Here is a 17,933-nt window from a genome sequence, read left to right on the forward strand (position 1 = left end):
AGTGATCGGGGCAAACGACTTTCCGGGGCCATCACCACAAACCAGGAGGCCCCGCTTCCCTCGCGGTGGCAGGGAAGCGGGCCCCGGTCTCCCGCCTACCCGCGGACGATCACGACGTCCAGGGTCCGGGGGCCGTGGACGCCTTCGACGCGTTCGAGCTCGATGTCGCTGGTGGCGCTGGGGCCGCTGATCCAGGTCTGCGGGCGGTTGCCGTCGAGCCGGCGGAGGGCCTCCGGCAGGATGGCGGTAATGTCCCCGGCCCGGACGATGCAGATGTGCCGGTCCGGGACGAGGCTGATGACCCGGCGCCCCTGGTCCGGTGCGGCATCGAGGATGATGGTGCCGGTTTCGGCGACGGCGACGGCGCTGCCGGTGACGACGGCGTCAATCCCGTCGAGCTCCTCGACGCTGAGCCGCTGCCCGGGGGCGTCCGTGACGCGGCGGCCGGAGCCGCCGTCGTAAGCGTCCGCCTCCGCGAACAGGGACTCCGCGAGGCCGTGCGGCACAGCGTAGCGGCCGGTGCCCTCCAGCAACGCGGCGAGCCGCTGCGGCACCGCGGCGGCTTCCTCGACGAAGACGTTTGCCTTGTAGTCGAGGAGCCGGTCCGTCAGCAGCTCGATCAGCGCTTCCCCGCTCAGCTCGGAGGAGCGCCGGTAGTCGCGGGGCACCTCCGGTACTGCCGGGGCGTCCCGGAGGGCGGAGCGGATCCGGTCGAGTATTTCTGCGCGCGCGTTCACGGGTTCTCCTCTGTTCCGGCTGATCCTGGGCCGGCGGACTTCGGCCCGGGGGCGTCGGTGCCGGCAGCCGGGGCGGCGGCTGCATCGGGTCCGGCGGCCCGGTGTTCCTTGTCCCACCACTGCCGGAAGGACTGCCCCGGCGGTGCGGGGATGTCCCGGCTTTGGGTCCAGCCGGCGGCGATGCCGGGCAGTTTGGTGATTTTCCGGTCCGGGCCGGCGGCTATCCGTCCCAGCGGGAGCGCCTTCTCCACAAGGCCCAGGTTCTTTCCGGAGGACAGCGCCCAGGAGGCCGCCTTCATGCCGACGTCCATCTGGCTCGGCAGCCGCTCCCTCCCACGCTTCCCGCGCTTGCCGCGTTTGCTGTCCACGTCCTCGCCGCGCAGGTGCACCAGGATGTCCGGGATGTTGATCTTCACCGGGCAGGCGTCGTAGCAGGCGCCGCACAGGGACGAGGCGTAGGGCAGGGAGTTGTTCTCCTCGGCCGTGATCCCGGTCAGCAGCGGCGACAGGATCGCGCCGATCGGGCCCGGGTAGGTGGATCCGTAGGCGTGCCCGCCGGTGCGTTCGTAGACGGGGCACACGTTCATGCAGGCGCTGCAACGGATGCAGTGCAGCGCGGAGCGGCCCATTTCGTCGGCCAGGGCGGCGCTGCGTCCGTTATCCAGCAGGACCAGATGGACGTTCTGCGGCCCGTCGTCAGGCGTGACGCCGGTCCACAGCGAGGTGTAGGGGTTCATCCGCTCGCCCGTTGAGGACCGCGGGAGGAGCTGCATGAACACTTCGAGGTCCTCCCAGCCCGGCAGCAGCTTTTCGACGCCCATGACGGTGATGAGCGTTTCCGGCAGCGTCAGGCACATGCGCCCGTTGCCTTCGGATTCGACGACGGCGAGGGTCCCGGAGTCCGCGAGGGCGAAGTTCGCGCCAGACACGGCCACCTTGGCGCTGAGGAACTTGCGGCGCAGGTGTGCCCGGGCGGCCGCGGCGAGGCGCGCCGGCTCGTTGGTGAGCTCCGGATCCACCCCCTCCATTTCGCGCAGGAAGATGTCCCGGACCTGGCTGCGGTTCTTGTGGATAGCCGGGACCAGGATGTGGCTGGGCTTGTCGTGGTCCAGCTGGACGATGAGCTCGGCGAGGTCGGTCTCGTAAGCCGCGATGCCCTGTTCTTCGAGGTATTCGTTGAGGCCGATTTCCTGCGTGGCCATGGACTTGACCTTGACCACCTCGTCGGCGCCCTGGTCCCGGATGAGGGCGGCGACAATGCTGTTGGCTTCGCCGGCGTCGCGGGCCCAGTGGATGGTCCCGCCTCGGGCGGTGAAGTTCGCCTCGAACTCTTCGAGCAGTTCCGGCAGCCGGGCCATGACGGATTCCTTGATCGCCCGGCCCGCCTCGCGCAACTCCTCCCAGTCGGGGAGTTCGGACACGACGGCCAGCCGCTTGTCCCGGATGGTCCGGGTGGCGTGGCCGAGGTTGGCCCGCAGCTGGGTGTTGCCGAGCTCGCGGCGGGCGGCTTTCGGGAAGGGCTCGTGTTCGTGCAGGTTGCCGATGCCGAAGACCGGCAGGGACGGCATCCCCAGGAATGTGCCGCTCATCGTGCGGTCCTTCCGGTGGTGAGGCGGACGTCGCCGGAGACGGCGGCGGGATTCTCGAGGGTGCTGGCCAGGATCTCGGCGAAGTGCATCGTGGTGACGCCGCTGCCCTGCCGGGACAGTCCGCCGCCGATGTGCATCAGGCAGGACGCGTCGCCGCCGGCGCAAAGTTCGGCGCCCGTGCCGCAGATGTTGGCGGTCTTGTCCGCCAGCATCGCCGAGGACACGTCCGCGTTCTTCATCGAGAAGGTGCCGCCGAAGCCGCAGCACTGGTCGGCCTCGGGCAGTTCGGCCAGTTCGATGCCGCCGACCGAGCGCAACAGGTCCAGTTGGCGGTCGCCGAGCCGGAGCAGGCGCATGCCGTGGCAGCTGGGGTGGTAGGTGATCCGGTGCGGGAAGTACGAGCCCAGCTGCGCCGCCGCGTCGGTGACGCCCAGGACATCCACCAGGAGCTGGGAGAGCTCGTAGGTTTTGGCTCCGACGGCGGCGGCCCGGGCCTCCAGCCCGGCGTCCCCGCAGCGGCGGGCGACCATGGGGTGCTGGTGCTTCACGGAGGCGACACACGAACCGGAAGGTGCGACGGCGACGTCGTACTCATCTTCTTCGAAGGCCTTCACATGGTTGGCGACGACGGGCAGCGCTTCCTTGAGGTAGCCGCTGTTGACGTGCATCTGCCCGCAGCAGGCCTGGCCGGCCGGAAAGATGACCTCGTGGCCGAGGCGTTCCAGGATGGACACCGTGGCGCGGGCCGTGGCCGGGTACATGGCGTCAACGATGCACGTGGCGAAAAGCGCGATCCTCACTGGGCACCTCCGCTGGGGACGACACTCTGGTGTGCGGCCCGGGCTGAGGGCACGTACTCCGCCGGGTGCTGGGAGGCACGCACCACGGCGCGCAGCTCCCCCAGCCCGCCGCTGAGCACGCCTGCGGCGCGGGCCTGGACCAGGACGTTGCCCAGGGCCGTGGCTTCCACGGGTCCGGCGATCACGCGTTTGCCGGTGGCGTCGGCGGTGAGCTGGCACAGGAGCCGGTTCTGGGATCCGCCGCCCACAATGTGCACGACGCCGGCCCGGACGTCCGCGAGCCGTTCGGCGTCGGCGATGGTCCGGGCGTAGCCGGCGGCAAGGCTGTCCAGGATGCACCGCACGATGTGCGCGGGATGCTCCGGCAAGACAGCGCCGGTTTTGCGGACCGCGCCCCGGATCCGTTCGGGCATGTTGTCCGGAGCGATGAAACAGGGGTCGTCGGCGTTGATGACCGGGCCGCCGGGCGGAAGAGTCGCGGCCGCGTCGAGCAGTTCCTCGAGCCCCGGCCCGTAGCCTTCGGCGGCCCAGGTGCGCTGGCATTCGCTGAGCAGCCAGAGGCCGCCGACGTTGCGCAGGTAGCGGATGGTGCCGTCCACGCCGCGTTCGTTGGTGAAGTTCGCGGTCCGGCTGGCCTCGGTCAGGACCGGGTGGGACAGTTCGACGCCGACCAGAGACCACGTGCCGGAGGAGACGTAGGCGAAATTGTCGTTAGCACCTCCGGCGCCAGCACCTCCGGCGTCCGCCGGTACGGCGGCGACGGCCGAGGCGGTGTCGTGCGAGCCGACGGCCACCACGGCCGTGGTTTCGGGAAGTCCCAGGCGTCCCGCGATGTCCTTGGTGAGGGTGCCGATGGTCTCGCCGGGCTGGATCAGCGGCGGGAACAGGTTCGTGGGTAGGTCCAGGGCGGTGAGGAACTCCGTGGCCCACTCCCCCGCGACGGCGTCGAAGAGCCCGGTGGTGGAGGCGTTGGTGGCCTCGGTGCGGCGCTGGCCGGTGAGCAGGAACCCGATGAGGTCCGGGATGAGCAGCGCCTGCAGCCCCTCCAGGGCCGGCTCCGTGGCGAGCTGGTAGATCGTGTTGAACGGCAGGAACTGCAGCCCGGTGGTGGCGTAGAGCCGGGCCGGATCGAGTTTTTCGTGGACCCGGGAGATGGCGGTACGGGACCGGTTGTCGCGGTAGCTGAACGGCGCCGCGACCAGGTCACCGGCGTCGTTGACCAGCCCGTAGTCCACGGCCCAGGTGTCGATCCCGATGCTGGCGATGCTCTCGCCGCGGGCCGCGGCCGTCGTGGCGGCGGCCGCGAGCCCGGCGAGGACCTCGGCGAACAGCGCGTCGAAGTCCCAGCGGAGGCCGCCGTCGAGCTCCTTGACCCCGTTGGGGAACCGGTGCACGGTCTCCAGCTCGGCCCTCGCCCCACCGGGGCTGCCCGCGACCCGGCCCAGGATGACCCGGCCCGAGGATGCACCGATGTCGATAGCGACAAAGGAACTGCCGGCAAACCGGCCGCCGTCGGTATCCGCTGGTGGCACCGCGTTCATCGCAGGAAGGCTCATCGCAGGAAGGCCGCGGCCACGCCGGCGTCCACGGGGATGTGGAGCCCCGTGGTGTGGGAGAGCTCGCTGCCGGTGAGCACGGCGGCGGCGTTGGCCACGTTTTCGGGCAGCACTTCGCGCTTGAGCAGGGTGCGCTGGGCGTAGTACTTGCCCAGTTCCTCTTCCTGCACGCCGTAGACGGCGGCGCGCTTGGCGCCCCAGCCGCCGGCGAAGATCCCGGAGCCGCGGACCACGCCGTCGGGGTTGATGCCGTTGACCCGGATCCCGTACTCGCCCAGTTCCGCGGCGAGGAGCCGGACCTGGTGGGCCTGGTCCGCCTTGGTGGCGGAGTAGGCGATGTTGTTCGGGCCGGCGAAGACGGAGTTCTTGGAGGAGATGTAGATGATGTCGCCGCCCATCTCCTGGCCGATCATCACCTGGGCGGCCGCCTTGGCCACCAGGAACGAGCCCTTGGCCATGACGTTGTGCTGCAGGTCCCAGTCCTTTTCCGTGGTTTCCAGCAGCGGCTTGGAGATGGAGAGCCCCGCGTTGTTGACCACCAGGTCCAGTCCGCCGAAGGCCAGGACGGCTTCCTCGATGGCGGCGGCGATCTGGGCTTCGTCGGTGACGTCGGCCTGGACGCCGATGGCGACGTCGGCGCCGCCGAGTTCCGCGGCCACGGCCCGGGCGTTGTCCAGGTTCAGGTCAGCGATGACCACGCACGCGCCGTCGGCGGCGAAGCGGGTGGCGATCGCCTTGCCGATGCCCGACGCAGCCCCGGTCACCAGGGCGATCCGGCCAACATGGGATTTCGGCTTGGGCATCCGGGCCAGTTTGGCCTCCTCCAGGGCCCAGTATTCGATCCGGAACTTCTCGGCTTCCTCGATCGGGGCATAGGTGGAGACGGCTTCGGCGCCGCGCATGACGTTGATGGCGTTGAGGTAGAACTCCCCCGCCACCCGGGCGGTCTGCTTGTTGGCGCCGAAGGAGAACATGCCCACGCCGGGCACCAGCACAATCGCCGGGTCCGCGCCGCGCAGGGCGGGGCTGTCCGGGGTTGCGTGCCGGTCGTAATACCCCTGGTAGTCCTCGCGGTAGGCGGCGTGGAGTTCCTTCAGCCGGGCCACAGAGTCTTCAACCGGGGCGTCGGCGGGCAGGTCCAGGACCAGCGGCTTGACCTTGGTGCGCAGGAAGTGGTCCGGGCAGGACGTGCCCAGGGCCCCGAGCCGCGGGTGTTCGGCGGCTTCGAGGAACGCCAGGACGGCGGGGTCGTCGCTGAAGTGCCCCAGTTGCGGCTTGTCGGTGGAGGCGAGTCCGCGGATCACGGGGGCCAGGGCGGCGGCCTTCGCGCGGCGCTCGGTTTCCGGGAGGGCGGCGTAGCCAGGCAGCTTGGGACCGAACGGTTCGTTCTTGCCGTGGTCCTTGATGTACTGCTCGGCCTGCTCAATGATCCACAGCGAGTTGGCTTCGGCTTCCTCGCTGGTGGCGCCCCAGGCGGTGATGCCGTGGCCGCCCAGGATGGTTCCGACGGCCTGCGGGTTGGCGTCCTTGATCGCGGCGATGTCCAGGCCGAGCTGGAAGCCGGGGCGCCGCCACGGCACCCACGCCACTTTCTCGCCGAAGATCTCCTTGGTCAGGGCCTCGCCGTCGGCGGCCGTGGCGATGGCGATCCCGGAGTCCGGGTGCAGGTGGTCCACGTGGGCGGCGTCGACCAGGCCGTGCATGGCGGTGTCGATCGAGGGGGCGGCGCCGCCCTTGCCGTGCAGGCAGTAATCGAACGCGGCCACCACGTCGTCTTCACGCTCGACGCCGGGGTAAACGTTCTTGAGCGCCTGCAGCCGGTCCAGCCGCAGCACGGCAAGGCCCTCGGCCTTCAGCGTGCCCAGATCCCCGCCGGAGCCCTTGACCCACAGGAGCTCGACGTCCTCGCCGGTCACGGGGTCCTTTTCGGTGCCCTTGGCGGAGGTGTTGCCGCCGGCGAAGTTGGTGTTCCGCTTGTCCGCGCCGAGGCGGTTCGAACGGGAGATCAGTTCTTCGACAGTCTTGTTCTCAGTCATAACTCTTAAGCGCCCCATCCGGCCTGGTGGCCGCCGACGCGGTCCTCGTTGATCTTCTTCTGGTAACCGCTGGCCTTGAAGGCGGCCATCGGGTCCGCGGGCAGGCCGCGGGATTCACGCCACTGCGCCAGCGCGGGGCGGACATCGGTGTAAAAGGCATCGTTGAAGATGCCGTTGGCGGCCAGGACGTCGCCGCTGCGCTGGGCCTCGGCCAGCGCATCGGTGTCGATCAGCAGGGCGCGGGCGGTCATTTCCTGGACATTGAGCACGGACCGGATCTGGCCAGGGATCTTTTCCTCCAGGTTGTGGCACTGGTCCAGCATGAGGGCGACGGCTGAGTTCTCTCCTGGGGACTTACCGAACCCGCCGCCGCGGATGACCTCGTGCATGATGCGGAAGAGCTGGAAGGGATCCGCCGCACCGACGATCAGGTCATCGTCAGCGTAGAAGCGGGAGTTGAAGTCGAAGGAGCCGAGCTTGCCCAGGCGCAGCAGCTGCATGACGATGAACTCGATGTTGGTGCCGGGGGCGTGGTGGCCGGTGTCGAGGCAGACAAAGGCTTTCTCGCCCAGGGCCAGGGTCTGGGCGTAGGAAGTACCCCAGTCCGGAACGTCGGTGTGGTAGAAAGCCGGCTCGAAGAACTTGTACTCCAGCACCAGGCGCTGCTCGTCGCCCAGGGCCGCGTAGATTTCCTGCAGCGACTCGGCCAGGCGGTCCTGCCGGCCGCGCATGTCGTCCTGGCCCGGGTAGTTGGTGCCGTCCGCGAGCCAGATCTTCAGATCCCGCGAGCCCGTGGCGTTCATGATCTCCAGGCACTCGAGGTGGTGGTCGATCGCGCGGCGGCGCACCGCAGGGTTCGAGGAGGTCAGGGAACCAAACTTGTACTCGTCGTCCTGGAAGGTGTTGGAGTTGATGGTGCCGAGTCCCACGCCGAGCTCCGCCGCGAACTCCTTCAGGGCCGCGTAATCATCCACCTTGTCCCAGGGGATGTGCAGCGCCACGGTGGGCGCGAGTCCGGTGAGTTCGTGGACCTTCGCGGCGTCGGCCAGCTTCTCGTGGACCGTGCGCGGGGTGCCGGGAGTGCCGAACACCTTGAAGCGGGTGCCGGAGTTGCCGTAGGCCCAGGACGGGACCTCGATGGCGAGTTCCCCGAGGCGGCCCAGGGCCGTTTCTGTGGTGTTCATGGTTGTTCCTTCTGCGGTTGGTGGTTGTCCCCGGCGGCGTTTGCTGCGGACAACTGGTCCTCGAGATTGAAGATTTCGGTGAGCTGGAGGAAGCCTTGGTCCGGCGCTCCGGCGAGGTCGTCGAAGAAGCCGGCCATGTCGGCCTGCCAGTGGGCGTTGACGTCAGTGGCTGCCATCCGGGCCTGGGCTTCGGTCAGGCTGTCCGTTTCGAAGTAGCCGATAAGTAGCCCGTCGGGCCGGAGGAAGAGTGAGTAGTTGTTCCAGCCCGAGGCCGTCAGGGCCCGGAGCATCTCCGGCCAGACGGCGGCGTGCCGGCGGGTGTATTCCCCGATCAGCGCGGGCTTGACCTGGAGCTGGAAGCAGACGCGTTGCGTGCTCATGAGAGCACCACGTGGCGGTGTTCGATGCCCAGCAGGGATGCGGCGGCCTTGATGTCGGCGGCGCGGTGGCCGACGCACAGGGCCCAGTGGTGGCCGATTCCGGTCTGGCTCCAGACGTCCACCCAGAGCCCGGGGTCCCCGCCGAAGTCCACCCGGGAGGTCGTGTTGCCGATCTGCAGGAGCGGGCCGGGAACCACCTCGCCCTCGGAGGTGACGAACACGTAGCTTCCGTCCGGGTCCTGGCCGAGGCCGAAGGTCGTGACGGGGCCGTGGCGAACATCGAATTCGACCGAGACGCCCCAGCCGCGTTTGCCGTGGTAGATGCCGAGTCCGCGCAGGAGCGGGTCCTGGGCGGACACGGCCAGGTGGGCCGGGCCGTCGTGTCCCATTTCGACCACGTTGTCGAGGAAGTTCAGGGCCTGGATCTCGGTAAATGATCCCCCGGCGCCGATCGCCTGGGCCGCCAGCATGGCGATGGAGGTCCGCAGCTCGAACTCGCCGGCCATCGGGATGCCCCGGGCCGTCAGGATGGAGGAGCCCAGGATCATCCCGGCGCCGAGCCGTTCGTGCTGTTCGCCGGCCAGTCCGCGGTGATAGTAGGCCACGGAGTCCAGGTCAAAGTCCTCCACAAGGCGGTCCAGGCCGACGGACACCTTCGCACCCCATGCGAAGTCGTCGTCGTTCACGGAGTCATCCACAACGAAAAGTTCGCGGGCGAGCCCGAGCCGTTCGGTCACCTCCGCCTCCGTGACGGCGTTGACCCGTTCGCGGAGGTCATCGAATTCGAGCACCTCCACGTGCGAGCCGAAGGTGGTGGACACGGTGGTGAGGTCGGTGGCGACATCGAGCATGCCCGGATAGAGGTGGCCCATGAGCCCGTGCCGGGCATTGCGGAGCCGGGCGCGGACGCCGGCGGCGTGGACCCACGCGGTGATCCGCTCCCAGGCGGACTCCTGCTTAAGGTGCCCCGAGACTGAGCGGAAGTCGATCCCGGCCCGGCGGAAGACGTTGGCGACCTCCGGCACCGGGCACTGGCCGCAGTAGGCCAGCCACTTGCCGGTGTCAAAGTTGGCGTGGTCCATCGCTTCGGTTGGCTGCAGGTCGATCACCAGAACGGGGGTCTTCGCGCGCTGGGCGATGGGCAGGACCATGGAGGACGTCAGGTACGTGGTGAGGAAGATGACGATGAGGTCGCAGTCGGCGACGCGGAGCTTTTCGCCGGCCGCGGCGGCCTCCTGCGCGTCGGAGATGAAGCCGGTGTCGACGACGTCGGCGTCGAGCTCCTGGAAGCGGCCGGTGACGTACCGGACGGACTCCCGCAGCTGCGGCAGCAGCTCCGGGAACTGGGGCCAGTAGGCGCCGAGACCGCCGGAGACCAGCCCGATGCGGGTGGGGCGGCGCCGGTGCGGTTGCAGCAGCCGGTCTGCCGGTTGTTTCTGGTTCATGTGGGGGGCCTTCCGGCATGAAAAGGGGGATCTGGGGCTCCGGAACGTGGTTTCCGGGCACGGCTGTGGAGTTGACGCCGTGGGCCCGGTGCTGCGGCACCGGTGAAGCGGAACGGAGTGAAGTGGTGAGGTGCCGGGCGGGCTGTCGGCGGCCCGCCCGGCCGCTCGGGATGGGTCAGGAACGGATCAGAAGTTGTACTTGTCGATGTTCTCGGCGTTGAAGACCGTCGGCGGGCCGACGATCACCAGGCCGCCCTTTTCGACCTTGCGTTCGCCCAGTTCGCCGGCGGTGAAGGTATCCCCTTCGGCGCCGGTGATCTTGCCGTCCTTGAGGGCCTTGCCGGCGAACGCCGCCACGTAGCCGAGCTGTGCCGGATCCCAGAGGGCGAACTCCTTGACGGTGCCGTCCTTCACGAAGGGCCGCATTTCATTCGGCAGTCCGAGCCCGGTGAGGGCAACCTTGCCCTTGTAGGCGGACGTTGAGAGGTACCGGGCGGTGGCGGCGATGCCCACTGTGGTGGGCGAGATGATGCCCTTCAGGTTCGGGTGGGCCTGCATGAGGCCCTGGGCTTCCTGGAAGGACTTGGTGTCGTTGTCATCGCCGTAGACCTTGGCCACAAGCTTGATGTCCTTGTACGCGGGGTTGGAGGCGAGCTCCTCCTCCATGTACTTGATCCACTCGTTCTGGTTGGTGGCGTTGGCGGTGGCGGACAGGATGGCGATCTCGCCGCTGCCGCCGATCTGCTCGGAAATCAGCTTGGTCTGGATCAAGGCAACGTCCTTGGCGACGACCTGGCTGATGAAGATGTCGCGGCAGTCGGGATTGGTATCCGAGTCGAACGCGACGATCTTGGCGCCTGCGGAACGGGCTTCGCCGAGGGCGGTGCAGACGGCGTCGGGGTCATTGGCGGCAATCGCGATGACGTTCGTGCCGGCCTGAGTCTCGGCGTTGATGAACGAAACCTGGCTGGAGGCGGAGGCTTCCAGCGGTCCGACGACCTGCGAGGAGGCGAATCCTGCCTCAGTGGCGCCCTTCTTGCCGCCGCCCAGAACAACGTCCGTGTACGGGTTGTTCAGCTGCTTGGGGATGAAGGTGATCTTCTGGTCCCCGCCCCCTGCCGAGGGGCTGCTGGTGTCGGTCGAGGATGCAGAGCCGCTGTTGCAGGCTGTCAGCGCCAGTGCGGCCACGGCGGTGATGGCCACCATGCTTCCCAGTCGGCCGGTCCGGCCCTTGTTCTTGCGGTTCAACATCATTGTTCTTCCCTTTTCCTTCGTGCGGTCGGTACAGCCGGTCCCAGGCGGGCGCGGTTTGTTGTGGTGTGCAGATTTCAGGTGGCCTTGCGGGTGAAACTTCGGCGGACGCGGCGGGTGTGCCGCCATTGCCTGATGGCGGAGCCGATGCTCGGCGCCACCACTGAGAGGATCAGCAGCAGTCCGGTCACCGTGATGAGGACGACGTCGGACACCCGGGCCAGGCGGAGGGCGTAGTTGAGCGTGCCGATCAGCAGGACGCCGGCGATGACGCCGGGGATGGAGCCCTTGCCGCCGAAGATCGACACGCCGCCGAGCAGGACGGCGGCGATGACGGCCAGTTCCAGGCCGGAAGCGTTGTCGCTGCGGGCGCTCGTGTAGCGCAGCGTCCAGTAGATGCCGGCGAGAGCCGAAACGGCGCCGGACCCGACGTAGAGCCAGAACTTGCTGCGGGCGACGTTGATCCCGACGAAGCTGGCGGCTTCCTTGCTGTAGCCCATCGCATAGAGGCCGCGTCCGAACGGTGTGAAGTGCAGCAGCACGCCGAAGAAGACCATCACCACGACGACGCCGATCATCACCGTGGGGATGCCGGTGCCGCCGATTTTGGAGGTGAAGAAGGCGGTCAGCGCCTTGGGGAAGTTGGCCACGGCGTTGTCGCCGATGATGACCAGGGCCAGGCCTCGGAACAACGCCAGGGTGCCGATGGTGACCGCCAGGGAGGGCAGTCCGAGGACCGCGATCAGGAAGCCGTTGAACATGCCGGCGGCAATTCCTGCCAGCAGGCTGATTGCCAGGGCCAGCCAGATGTCCGTCCCGCCGGCCCAGAGGACGCCCATCAGGGCGCTGGTCAGGCCGGCGGTGCTGGCCACGGACAGGTCGATTTCGCCCGTGATGATGATCAGCGTCATCGGCATGGCAATCAGCAGAACCGGGATCACGTCCAGGAGCAGGAAGCCGGTGGTGACCGGCGAGGCGAAGCGCGGGATGGCGATGGCGGCGTAGATCAGGAAAGCAATCAGGGCGTAGATGGTGACCGCGTCACGGCCCATCAGGATCCGCGCGGCGCCGGTCCGGCCCTTGGGTTCGCTGGCCAGCGGCTTGGTGTTGTCAGCCACGGGAGCCGGCGCCGTGCTGGTGGTGGACGTGGTTTCAGACATTGCGAGCCTCGCTAATCCGCAGTTTCTTGGCTGTGCGCAGGCTGGCCACGCGGTCGATGATGATGGCGGTGAGGATCAGCACGCCGACGATCGCCTGCTGCCAGAATTTGTCCACCCGCAGGGCGGTCAGGGAGCTGGTGATGGTGGTCAGGAGGACGGCGCCGAGCGCGGCCCCGGTCACCGATCCGCTGCCGCCGAAGATGGCCACACCACCGACGACGGCGGCCGCCACCACGGTCAGTTCCATCCCGGTGCCGGTGGTGGCGCCGACGGAGTTGAAGCGGCTGGCGTAAAGCACACCGGCCAGGCCGGCGAGCGCGCCGTTGGCCAGGAACGCGAGGAACACGCGCTTGGAGACCTTGATGCCGAAGGCGGTGGCCGCGTCCGGGTCCGAGCCGATGGCGTACAGGTCACGGCCCGGGCGGGTGCCGGACATGTAGATGGCGACGGCGATTACGACGACGATGGCCAGCAGCGTGATGACGGGGAACCCCAGAAAGGTGTTCACCGAGAGAGCGCCGAACTCCTCCGGACGGTCGCCGGCGAAGTACTGCTTGCCGCCGGCCCAGGCGTTGTTCAGGCCGCGGTACACGTAGAGCGTCCCGAGGGTGATGACCAGGGCGGGTACTTTGGCGAGGGTGACCAGGGCGCCGTTGACGGCGCCCAGCAGCGCCCCGAAGGCCATGCCGATCACAAAGACTGCGATGATCGGCACGTCGGGCATAGCCGAGAAAAGGGAGCCGGTGCCGAAGGCGACCAGCCCCAGCATGGAGCCGACGGAAAGGTCGATGTTCCTGGTGATGATCAGCAGGGTCTGCCCCACCGCCAGAATCATGATGATCGTGGCGTTGAGCAGCAGGTCCTTCACGCCCTGCGCGGTGAGGAACAGCGGGTTGATCAGGTAGGTGACGAGTACCAGCAGTGCCAGCGCGACCAGCACGGGGAGTTCGCGCATCCGCAGCAGCGAGGCGACGGCGCCCCGGGCTCCGGCGTCGGGTGCCGGCGTCGTTGCGTTCTTGTGGTCCAGAGCTGAGCTCACAGGGTTCCTCCTGCGGAAGACGTGGCGGCGTGCATGACCGATTCGGGGTTCGCATCGGCACGGTCGAGTTCGGCGGTGATCCGGCCTTCGCGCATGACCAGGACGCGGTCCGCCATGCCGAGGACCTCGGGCAGTTCGGAGGAGATCATCAGGATCGCGATCCCGCGCCCGGCGAGGTCCGATATGAGCCGGTGGACCTCGCTCTTGGTGCCGACGTCGATGCCGCGGGTGGGTTCGTCGATGATCAGCAGCCGCGGGTCCGTGGCCAGCCACTTGGCGAGCACCACCTTTTGCTGGTTGCCGCCGGAGAGCGTGGAGACGGCGTACTCCTGCGAGCCGGTCTTGACCTGGAGCCGTTTGCTCCATTCCTGGGCCGCGCGCCGCTCCGCGCCCCCGTTGATCAGGCCCGCCGTCGTGTACTTGTTGCGCAGCGTGAGCGTGACGTTCCGGGCCACGGACAGGTCCATCACGAGGCCCTGCTTGCGGCGGTCCTCCGGCACGAAGCCCATGCCGGCGGTGATGGCCACCTGGGGATTCCTCGGCCTGAGCTTGCGTCCGTCGAAGGTGATATCGCCGGCGTCGTAGGGGTCGATGCCGAATACGGCACGGGCCACCTCGGTGCGGCCGGCGCCGACGAGGCCGGCCAAGGCAACGATTTCCCCGGCGCGGACCTCGAAGCTGATATCGCGGAACACCCCGGCGCGGCTGAGGCCGTCCACTTTCAGGACCACGTCGCCGATCTCGGCGGGGGTCTTGGGGAACAGGGCGCCAATGTCGCGGCCCACCATCTCGCGAACGACCTGCTCGACGGTGACGTCGGCCGTGCGGTGGGTGGAGATGTACCGGCCGTCCCGCATCACGGTGATGCGGTCGCACAGGTCAAAGACTTCGTCGAAACGGTGCGAAATGAAGAGGATGCCGGTCCCGCGGTCCCGGAGGCTCCGGGCCACGGCGAACAGCCGTTCCACCTCGACGCCGCTGAGGGCTGCCGTGGGCTCGTCCATCACCAGGACTTTGGCGTCCAGCGAAATGGCCTTGGCGATTTCAATGATCTGCTGGTCCGCGATGGACAGGCCTTCGGCGATGCGGGTCGGGTCGATCGGAACGCCGAGCCGCTCGAACAGCTTGCGCGCCTCCCTGACCATGGTCGCTTTGCTGATGAGCCCGAAGCGGCCCTTAGGCTGGCGGCCGATGAAAATGTTCTCCGCGACGCTCAGGTCGGGGAAGAGCGTGGGTTCCTGGTAGATGACCGAGATTCCGGCGTCCTTGCTCTCGGCAACATTGCGGAACTGGACGCTCTGGCCGGCCACCTGGAAGTCGCCGGAATCGGGGTGGTGCAGGCCAGCGAGGATTTTCACCAGCGTGGACTTGCCGGCGCCGTTCTCGCCGACGAGTGCGTGGATTTCGCCAGCCTCGATGTGGATGGTGCCGTCGGCCAGGGCGACCACCGGGCCGAAGGTCTTGGCTGCGTGGGAGAGCGAGAGGACCGGAACCTGCTCCCCCTCAGCGGGGCCGGACCGGGAACTGTGTGTCTGCTGCATAAAATTGACCGCACCTTTGGGGCTTAGTGAACTGTGCCTAGTGAACACGAAATGAATCGTTTCATAACGAGTTGTGATTTGAATCATAAGGTCTTCAAATCAACACGTCAACTGACGTCAGGCATTCGTGACGCTGCTTTTGATTCGTTTCAATGAAAGGGTTCAAAGTGGACCCCGGACGGGTATCCTGAAGTGACTATTTTGCGTACGCGCCGCCTGGCCCCAGGGGCTGCGGCGTCCACCTTCAGGAGCACAGGAAATGGTTTCAGCGAGCGTCAAGGACGTCGCGGCACTGGCCGGCGTCTCGGTGGGGACGGTCTCCAATGTGCTAAACCGGCCGCAGAAGGTTTCCGCGGAAGTTACCCTGAGGGTCCAGTCCGCCATCGACAAGCTCGGCTTCGTCCGGAACGACGCCGCGCGCCAGTTGCGCGCGGGCATGAGCCACAGCATCGGCCTGGTGGTCCTGGACGCTGCCAACCCCTTCTTCTCGGATCTGGCCCGGGGCGCGGAGGACCGCGCCGCCGCGGAGAACTTCACCGTCCTCGTCGGCAACAGCAACGAGGACGAGGGCCGGGAATCCGCGTATCTGGACCTCTTTGAGCAGCAGCGCGTGCGGGGCGTGCTGCTGTCCCCGGTAGGAAATGTGATTCCCCGGCTGGAGCAGCTCCGGCGCCGGGGCATCCCTACAGTGCTCGTGGACCGGCAGACAGAGAACACGAGCTTCTCCTCCGTGGCCGTGGACGACCTGGCGGGCGGGGAGATGGCTGCGGCCCACCTGTTGTCGCTGGGCAGGCGGCGGATCGCGTTTATCGGCGGACCGGCAAGCATCCGGCAGGTAGCGGACCGTTTGGCAGGGGCGCGGAAGGCCATCGACGCCGTTGCGGGTGCAACGCTGGAGGTCATCGCCACGGAATCCCTGACCGTGCTTTCGGGCAGGGCGGCCGGCGAGTCCATCCAGGCCCGGCCCGAAGCCGAACGCCCGGATGCGATCTTTGCAGCCAACGACCTGCTTGCCGTGGGTGCCCTGCAGGGCCTGATGCTCATGGGCGGCGTTAAGGTGCCGCAGGAGATAGCCCTGATCGGCTACGACGACATAGAGTTCGCCGCCGCCGCCGTCGTCCCGCTGTCCTCCATCCGGCAGCCCAGCGCCCTCATCGGCTCCACCGCACTGGAACTGCTGCTCCGGGAGGCGGCATCGGAGGACGGCTTCGCACCCACCCAGGTGGTCTTTCCGCCCGAATTGATAGTGAGGGCATCCACGCAGGGCTGAAAGGAGGCCCCGATGGGCAGCACAGATTATGAGTTCCGGACCGTCTGGCGCGTGGCGGGCACGCCGGAGGAGGTCGCGGCCGTCCTGGGCGACGCCACGGCCATGCCGCGCTGGTGGCCTTCCGTCTATCTCAGCGTCGAGCCCGTGGCCGGCGGCCCGGAGCCCGGGCCCGGAATGCACAGACCTGTACGCCTCTACACGAAGGGCTGGCTGCCCTATACGCTCCGCTGGACCCTCACGGTTACGGAGCCCGTCACGGCCTGCGGCTTCGCCCTCACCGCGGCAGGCGATCTGAACGGCACCGGCCGCTGGACCTTCGAGCCTGACGGGCCGGAAACGGTCATCACCTACGACTGGCGCGTCAGCGCCGCCAAGCCCCTGCTGCGGCGGCTGAGCTGGCTGCTGAAGCCGGCCTTCGCCGCCAACCACCGCTGGGCGATGGCCCGCGGCCAGGAGAGCCTCGCCCTGGAACTGCGCCGGCGCCGCGCGGCAGCGGGGGGCAGAACTGCCGGGGCGGCGGTCCCACCGCCTCCGCCGCCCACCTTTGCCTGGCTGACCCGCCGAGCCGCCCGCACGGATACGTTCCCGGCCGCCTAACGTCCGGAGTTCTGCCCGGGCTCTTGCCCTGAACTTCCGGCCCTGGACTTGTGCACAACAGTAAGTCAGTGTCTCATTCACTTGACCATTGAGGCGGGGGGCCATTCCACGGTTAGCTGGGTCACATCCTCGTTTCCCCGTGACCGTTCAGGACTCCTCATGACCTTGCAGAAAAACCGGCCTTCCGGCAGCGCCGCCCATTGGGACGACGTCGAGATCGGCGACGCCGTCCACCTCCACCGTGGCGGCCGCCTTGAGCACGCGGGCCTGGTCGATAACCGCACGCCCGACGGCGACGTCGTATGGGTGCTCTCCGACGGCGGGCACCGTCAGCTGTTCCACGTTGCCGACGGCTTTGAACTGAGCGTGGCAGACCCTGAAGGAGCCGGCCATGCTGGCAACTGACCGGCCAACGGCCCTGGCGCGGCAGCCGGAAATTCTGTCCGGGTCCGCGGCCGGGACGGACCCCTGGGCCGCTTCCTGCCCCGACGACTGCCACTACTGCTCGGGGCCCGAGACCGACTAGGGCAGCTGCTCGCCGGCTGCGGAAAAGAGCACGCGGCGCAGTTGACCCCGGCCGATGCCGGGAAATCACAATCCGGACATCAATCGGGCTCCGTCGCAGTGGCATCGTTGACTAAGGCAACGGCGGGGATAATGGTTGAGCCATGAGGTCTCAGCGAATGAAGCACGCACTGGTTGTGACAACGGCTGCCGCGGCGGCCCTCCTCTTCAGCGGCTGCGGGGGCAGCTCGACGCAGGCCCAGTCGGCCACGTCCCCGCCCAGCCCGTCTGCCACGGAAACCAGCCAGCCGCCGGCGACGTCCGCTGCCGCGCCGGAATCGTCTGCGGCCGCCGCACCGTCCACCGCCAAGGGCGGCCCCCAGCTGTGCAAGGCCGCAAGCCTGACCGGCACCACCGATGCCACGGGCGGCGGCGCGGCCGGCAGCATCTACATGCAGCTGATCCTGACCAACTCCGGCACCGAACCGTGCCTGCTGAAGGGCTTCGCGGGCGTCTCCCTCACAGCAGGGGCCGACGGTGAGCCGATCGGCGCCGCCGCTACCCGCGACGACTCGGGCCCGGTCACCGACGTCACGCTTGCCCCGGGCAAGGCCGGCACAGCCACCCTGCGCTACACCCAGGCCGCCAACTACCCGGACTGCACCAAGACACCGGCGGCAGGATTCCGGGTCTACCCGCCCAACGACACCGCGTCGCTGTTCATTCCGCAGCAACTGGACGCCTGCACCAACACGGAGATCAACCTGCTGACCATCGGTGCCTTCCAGCCCAAGTAACACCCGTCCCCCGCGTCTCTGATCCAGCGCGTCTGCGCTCCCGCCCG

17 protein-coding genes are annotated in these 17,933 nt (G+C 68.1%); 5 read left to right on the top strand and 12 right to left on the bottom strand.

Annotated features, from left to right (window positions below):
- Positions 1–95 precede the first annotated feature (95 nt).
- The 12 genes from AC1DBX_RS06680 to AC1DBX_RS06735 form a co-directional block, all read right to left on the bottom strand.
- On the bottom strand, positions 96–737 hold the full coding sequence (locus tag AC1DBX_RS06680; RefSeq protein WP_476931375.1) for a LutC/YkgG family protein: 642 nt from the start codon (positions 735–737) through the stop codon (positions 96–98).
- On the bottom strand, positions 734–2,326 hold the full coding sequence (locus AC1DBX_RS06685; RefSeq protein WP_476931376.1) for a LutB/LldF family L-lactate oxidation iron-sulfur protein: 1,593 nt from the start codon (positions 2,324–2,326) through the stop codon (positions 734–736). Before AC1DBX_RS06685 ends, AC1DBX_RS06680 begins: the two co-directional genes overlap by 4 nt.
- On the bottom strand, positions 2,323–3,126 hold the full coding sequence (locus AC1DBX_RS06690) for a (Fe-S)-binding protein (protein ID WP_223914436.1): 804 nt from the start codon (positions 3,124–3,126) through the stop codon (positions 2,323–2,325). Before AC1DBX_RS06690 ends, AC1DBX_RS06685 begins: the two co-directional genes overlap by 4 nt.
- Positions 3,123–4,667: a rhamnulokinase gene (locus AC1DBX_RS06695; RefSeq protein ID WP_476931377.1), complete on the bottom strand. Its 1,545-nt coding sequence runs from the start codon at positions 4,665–4,667 to the stop codon at positions 3,123–3,125. The genes AC1DBX_RS06690 and AC1DBX_RS06695 overlap by 4 nt, the downstream gene beginning before the upstream one ends.
- 11 nt (positions 4,668–4,678) lie before the next feature.
- A complete protein-coding gene (locus AC1DBX_RS06700) occupies positions 4,679–6,718 on the bottom strand; it encodes a bifunctional aldolase/short-chain dehydrogenase (protein ID WP_476931378.1) in 2,040 nt (679 codons plus the stop codon).
- Between the two features lie 5 nt (positions 6,719–6,723).
- Entirely contained in the window at positions 6,724–7,902 is a 1,179-nt protein-coding gene (gene rhaI / locus AC1DBX_RS06705) for an L-rhamnose isomerase (protein ID WP_476850644.1), read from the bottom strand.
- Entirely contained in the window at positions 7,899–8,282 is a 384-nt protein-coding gene (locus AC1DBX_RS06710; protein WP_230008182.1) for an L-rhamnose mutarotase, read from the bottom strand. Before AC1DBX_RS06710 ends, rhaI begins: the two co-directional genes overlap by 4 nt.
- Positions 8,279–9,727, bottom strand: coding sequence for an arabinose isomerase (locus AC1DBX_RS06715; RefSeq protein ID WP_476850646.1), 1,449 nt, complete (start codon positions 9,725–9,727; stop codon positions 8,279–8,281). The genes AC1DBX_RS06710 and AC1DBX_RS06715 overlap by 4 nt, the downstream gene beginning before the upstream one ends.
- A 186-nt stretch (positions 9,728–9,913) precedes the next feature.
- Entirely contained in the window at positions 9,914–10,981 is a 1,068-nt protein-coding gene (gene rhaS, locus AC1DBX_RS06720; RefSeq protein ID WP_084476154.1) for a rhamnose ABC transporter substrate-binding protein, read from the bottom strand.
- A gap of 74 nt (positions 10,982–11,055) precedes the next feature.
- The gene (locus AC1DBX_RS06725) at positions 11,056–12,138 is read right to left on the bottom strand and encodes an ABC transporter permease (RefSeq protein ID WP_476860444.1); all 1,083 of its coding nucleotides are present in this window, start codon (positions 12,136–12,138) and stop codon (positions 11,056–11,058) included.
- Entirely contained in the window at positions 12,131–13,177 is a 1,047-nt protein-coding gene (locus tag AC1DBX_RS06730; protein WP_476857786.1) for an ABC transporter permease, read from the bottom strand. The genes AC1DBX_RS06725 and AC1DBX_RS06730 overlap by 8 nt, the downstream gene beginning before the upstream one ends.
- Entirely contained in the window at positions 13,174–14,718 is a 1,545-nt protein-coding gene (locus AC1DBX_RS06735; RefSeq protein ID WP_476850648.1) for a sugar ABC transporter ATP-binding protein, read from the bottom strand. The genes AC1DBX_RS06730 and AC1DBX_RS06735 overlap by 4 nt, the downstream gene beginning before the upstream one ends.
- 259 nt (positions 14,719–14,977) lie before the next feature.
- On the opposite strand from AC1DBX_RS06735, the gene AC1DBX_RS06740 reads away from it, so the two are divergent.
- The 5 genes from AC1DBX_RS06740 (at position 14,978) to AC1DBX_RS06760 (ending at position 17,886) form a co-directional block, all read left to right on the top strand.
- Complete coding sequence (locus tag AC1DBX_RS06740) at positions 14,978–15,988, top strand: LacI family DNA-binding transcriptional regulator (protein WP_476850649.1); 1,011 nt, start codon at positions 14,978–14,980, stop codon at positions 15,986–15,988.
- A 12-nt stretch (positions 15,989–16,000) separates the two neighbouring features.
- On the top strand, positions 16,001–16,585 hold the full coding sequence (locus AC1DBX_RS06745) for an SRPBCC family protein (protein WP_476931379.1): 585 nt from the start codon (positions 16,001–16,003) through the stop codon (positions 16,583–16,585).
- Between the two features lie 159 nt (positions 16,586–16,744).
- The gene (locus AC1DBX_RS06750) at positions 16,745–16,990 is read left to right on the top strand and encodes a hypothetical protein (RefSeq protein WP_028277167.1); all 246 of its coding nucleotides are present in this window, start codon (positions 16,745–16,747) and stop codon (positions 16,988–16,990) included.
- A complete protein-coding gene (locus AC1DBX_RS06755; RefSeq protein WP_275450882.1) occupies positions 16,977–17,111 on the top strand; it encodes a hypothetical protein in 135 nt (44 codons plus the stop codon). Before AC1DBX_RS06750 ends, AC1DBX_RS06755 begins: the two co-directional genes overlap by 14 nt.
- 142 nt (positions 17,112–17,253) lie before the next feature.
- A complete protein-coding gene (locus AC1DBX_RS06760; RefSeq protein ID WP_476860101.1) occupies positions 17,254–17,886 on the top strand; it encodes a DUF4232 domain-containing protein in 633 nt (210 codons plus the stop codon).
- Positions 17,887–17,933: the final 47 nt, after the last annotated feature.

This window comes from Arthrobacter sp. 10N44_2, from assembly GCF_056394385.1.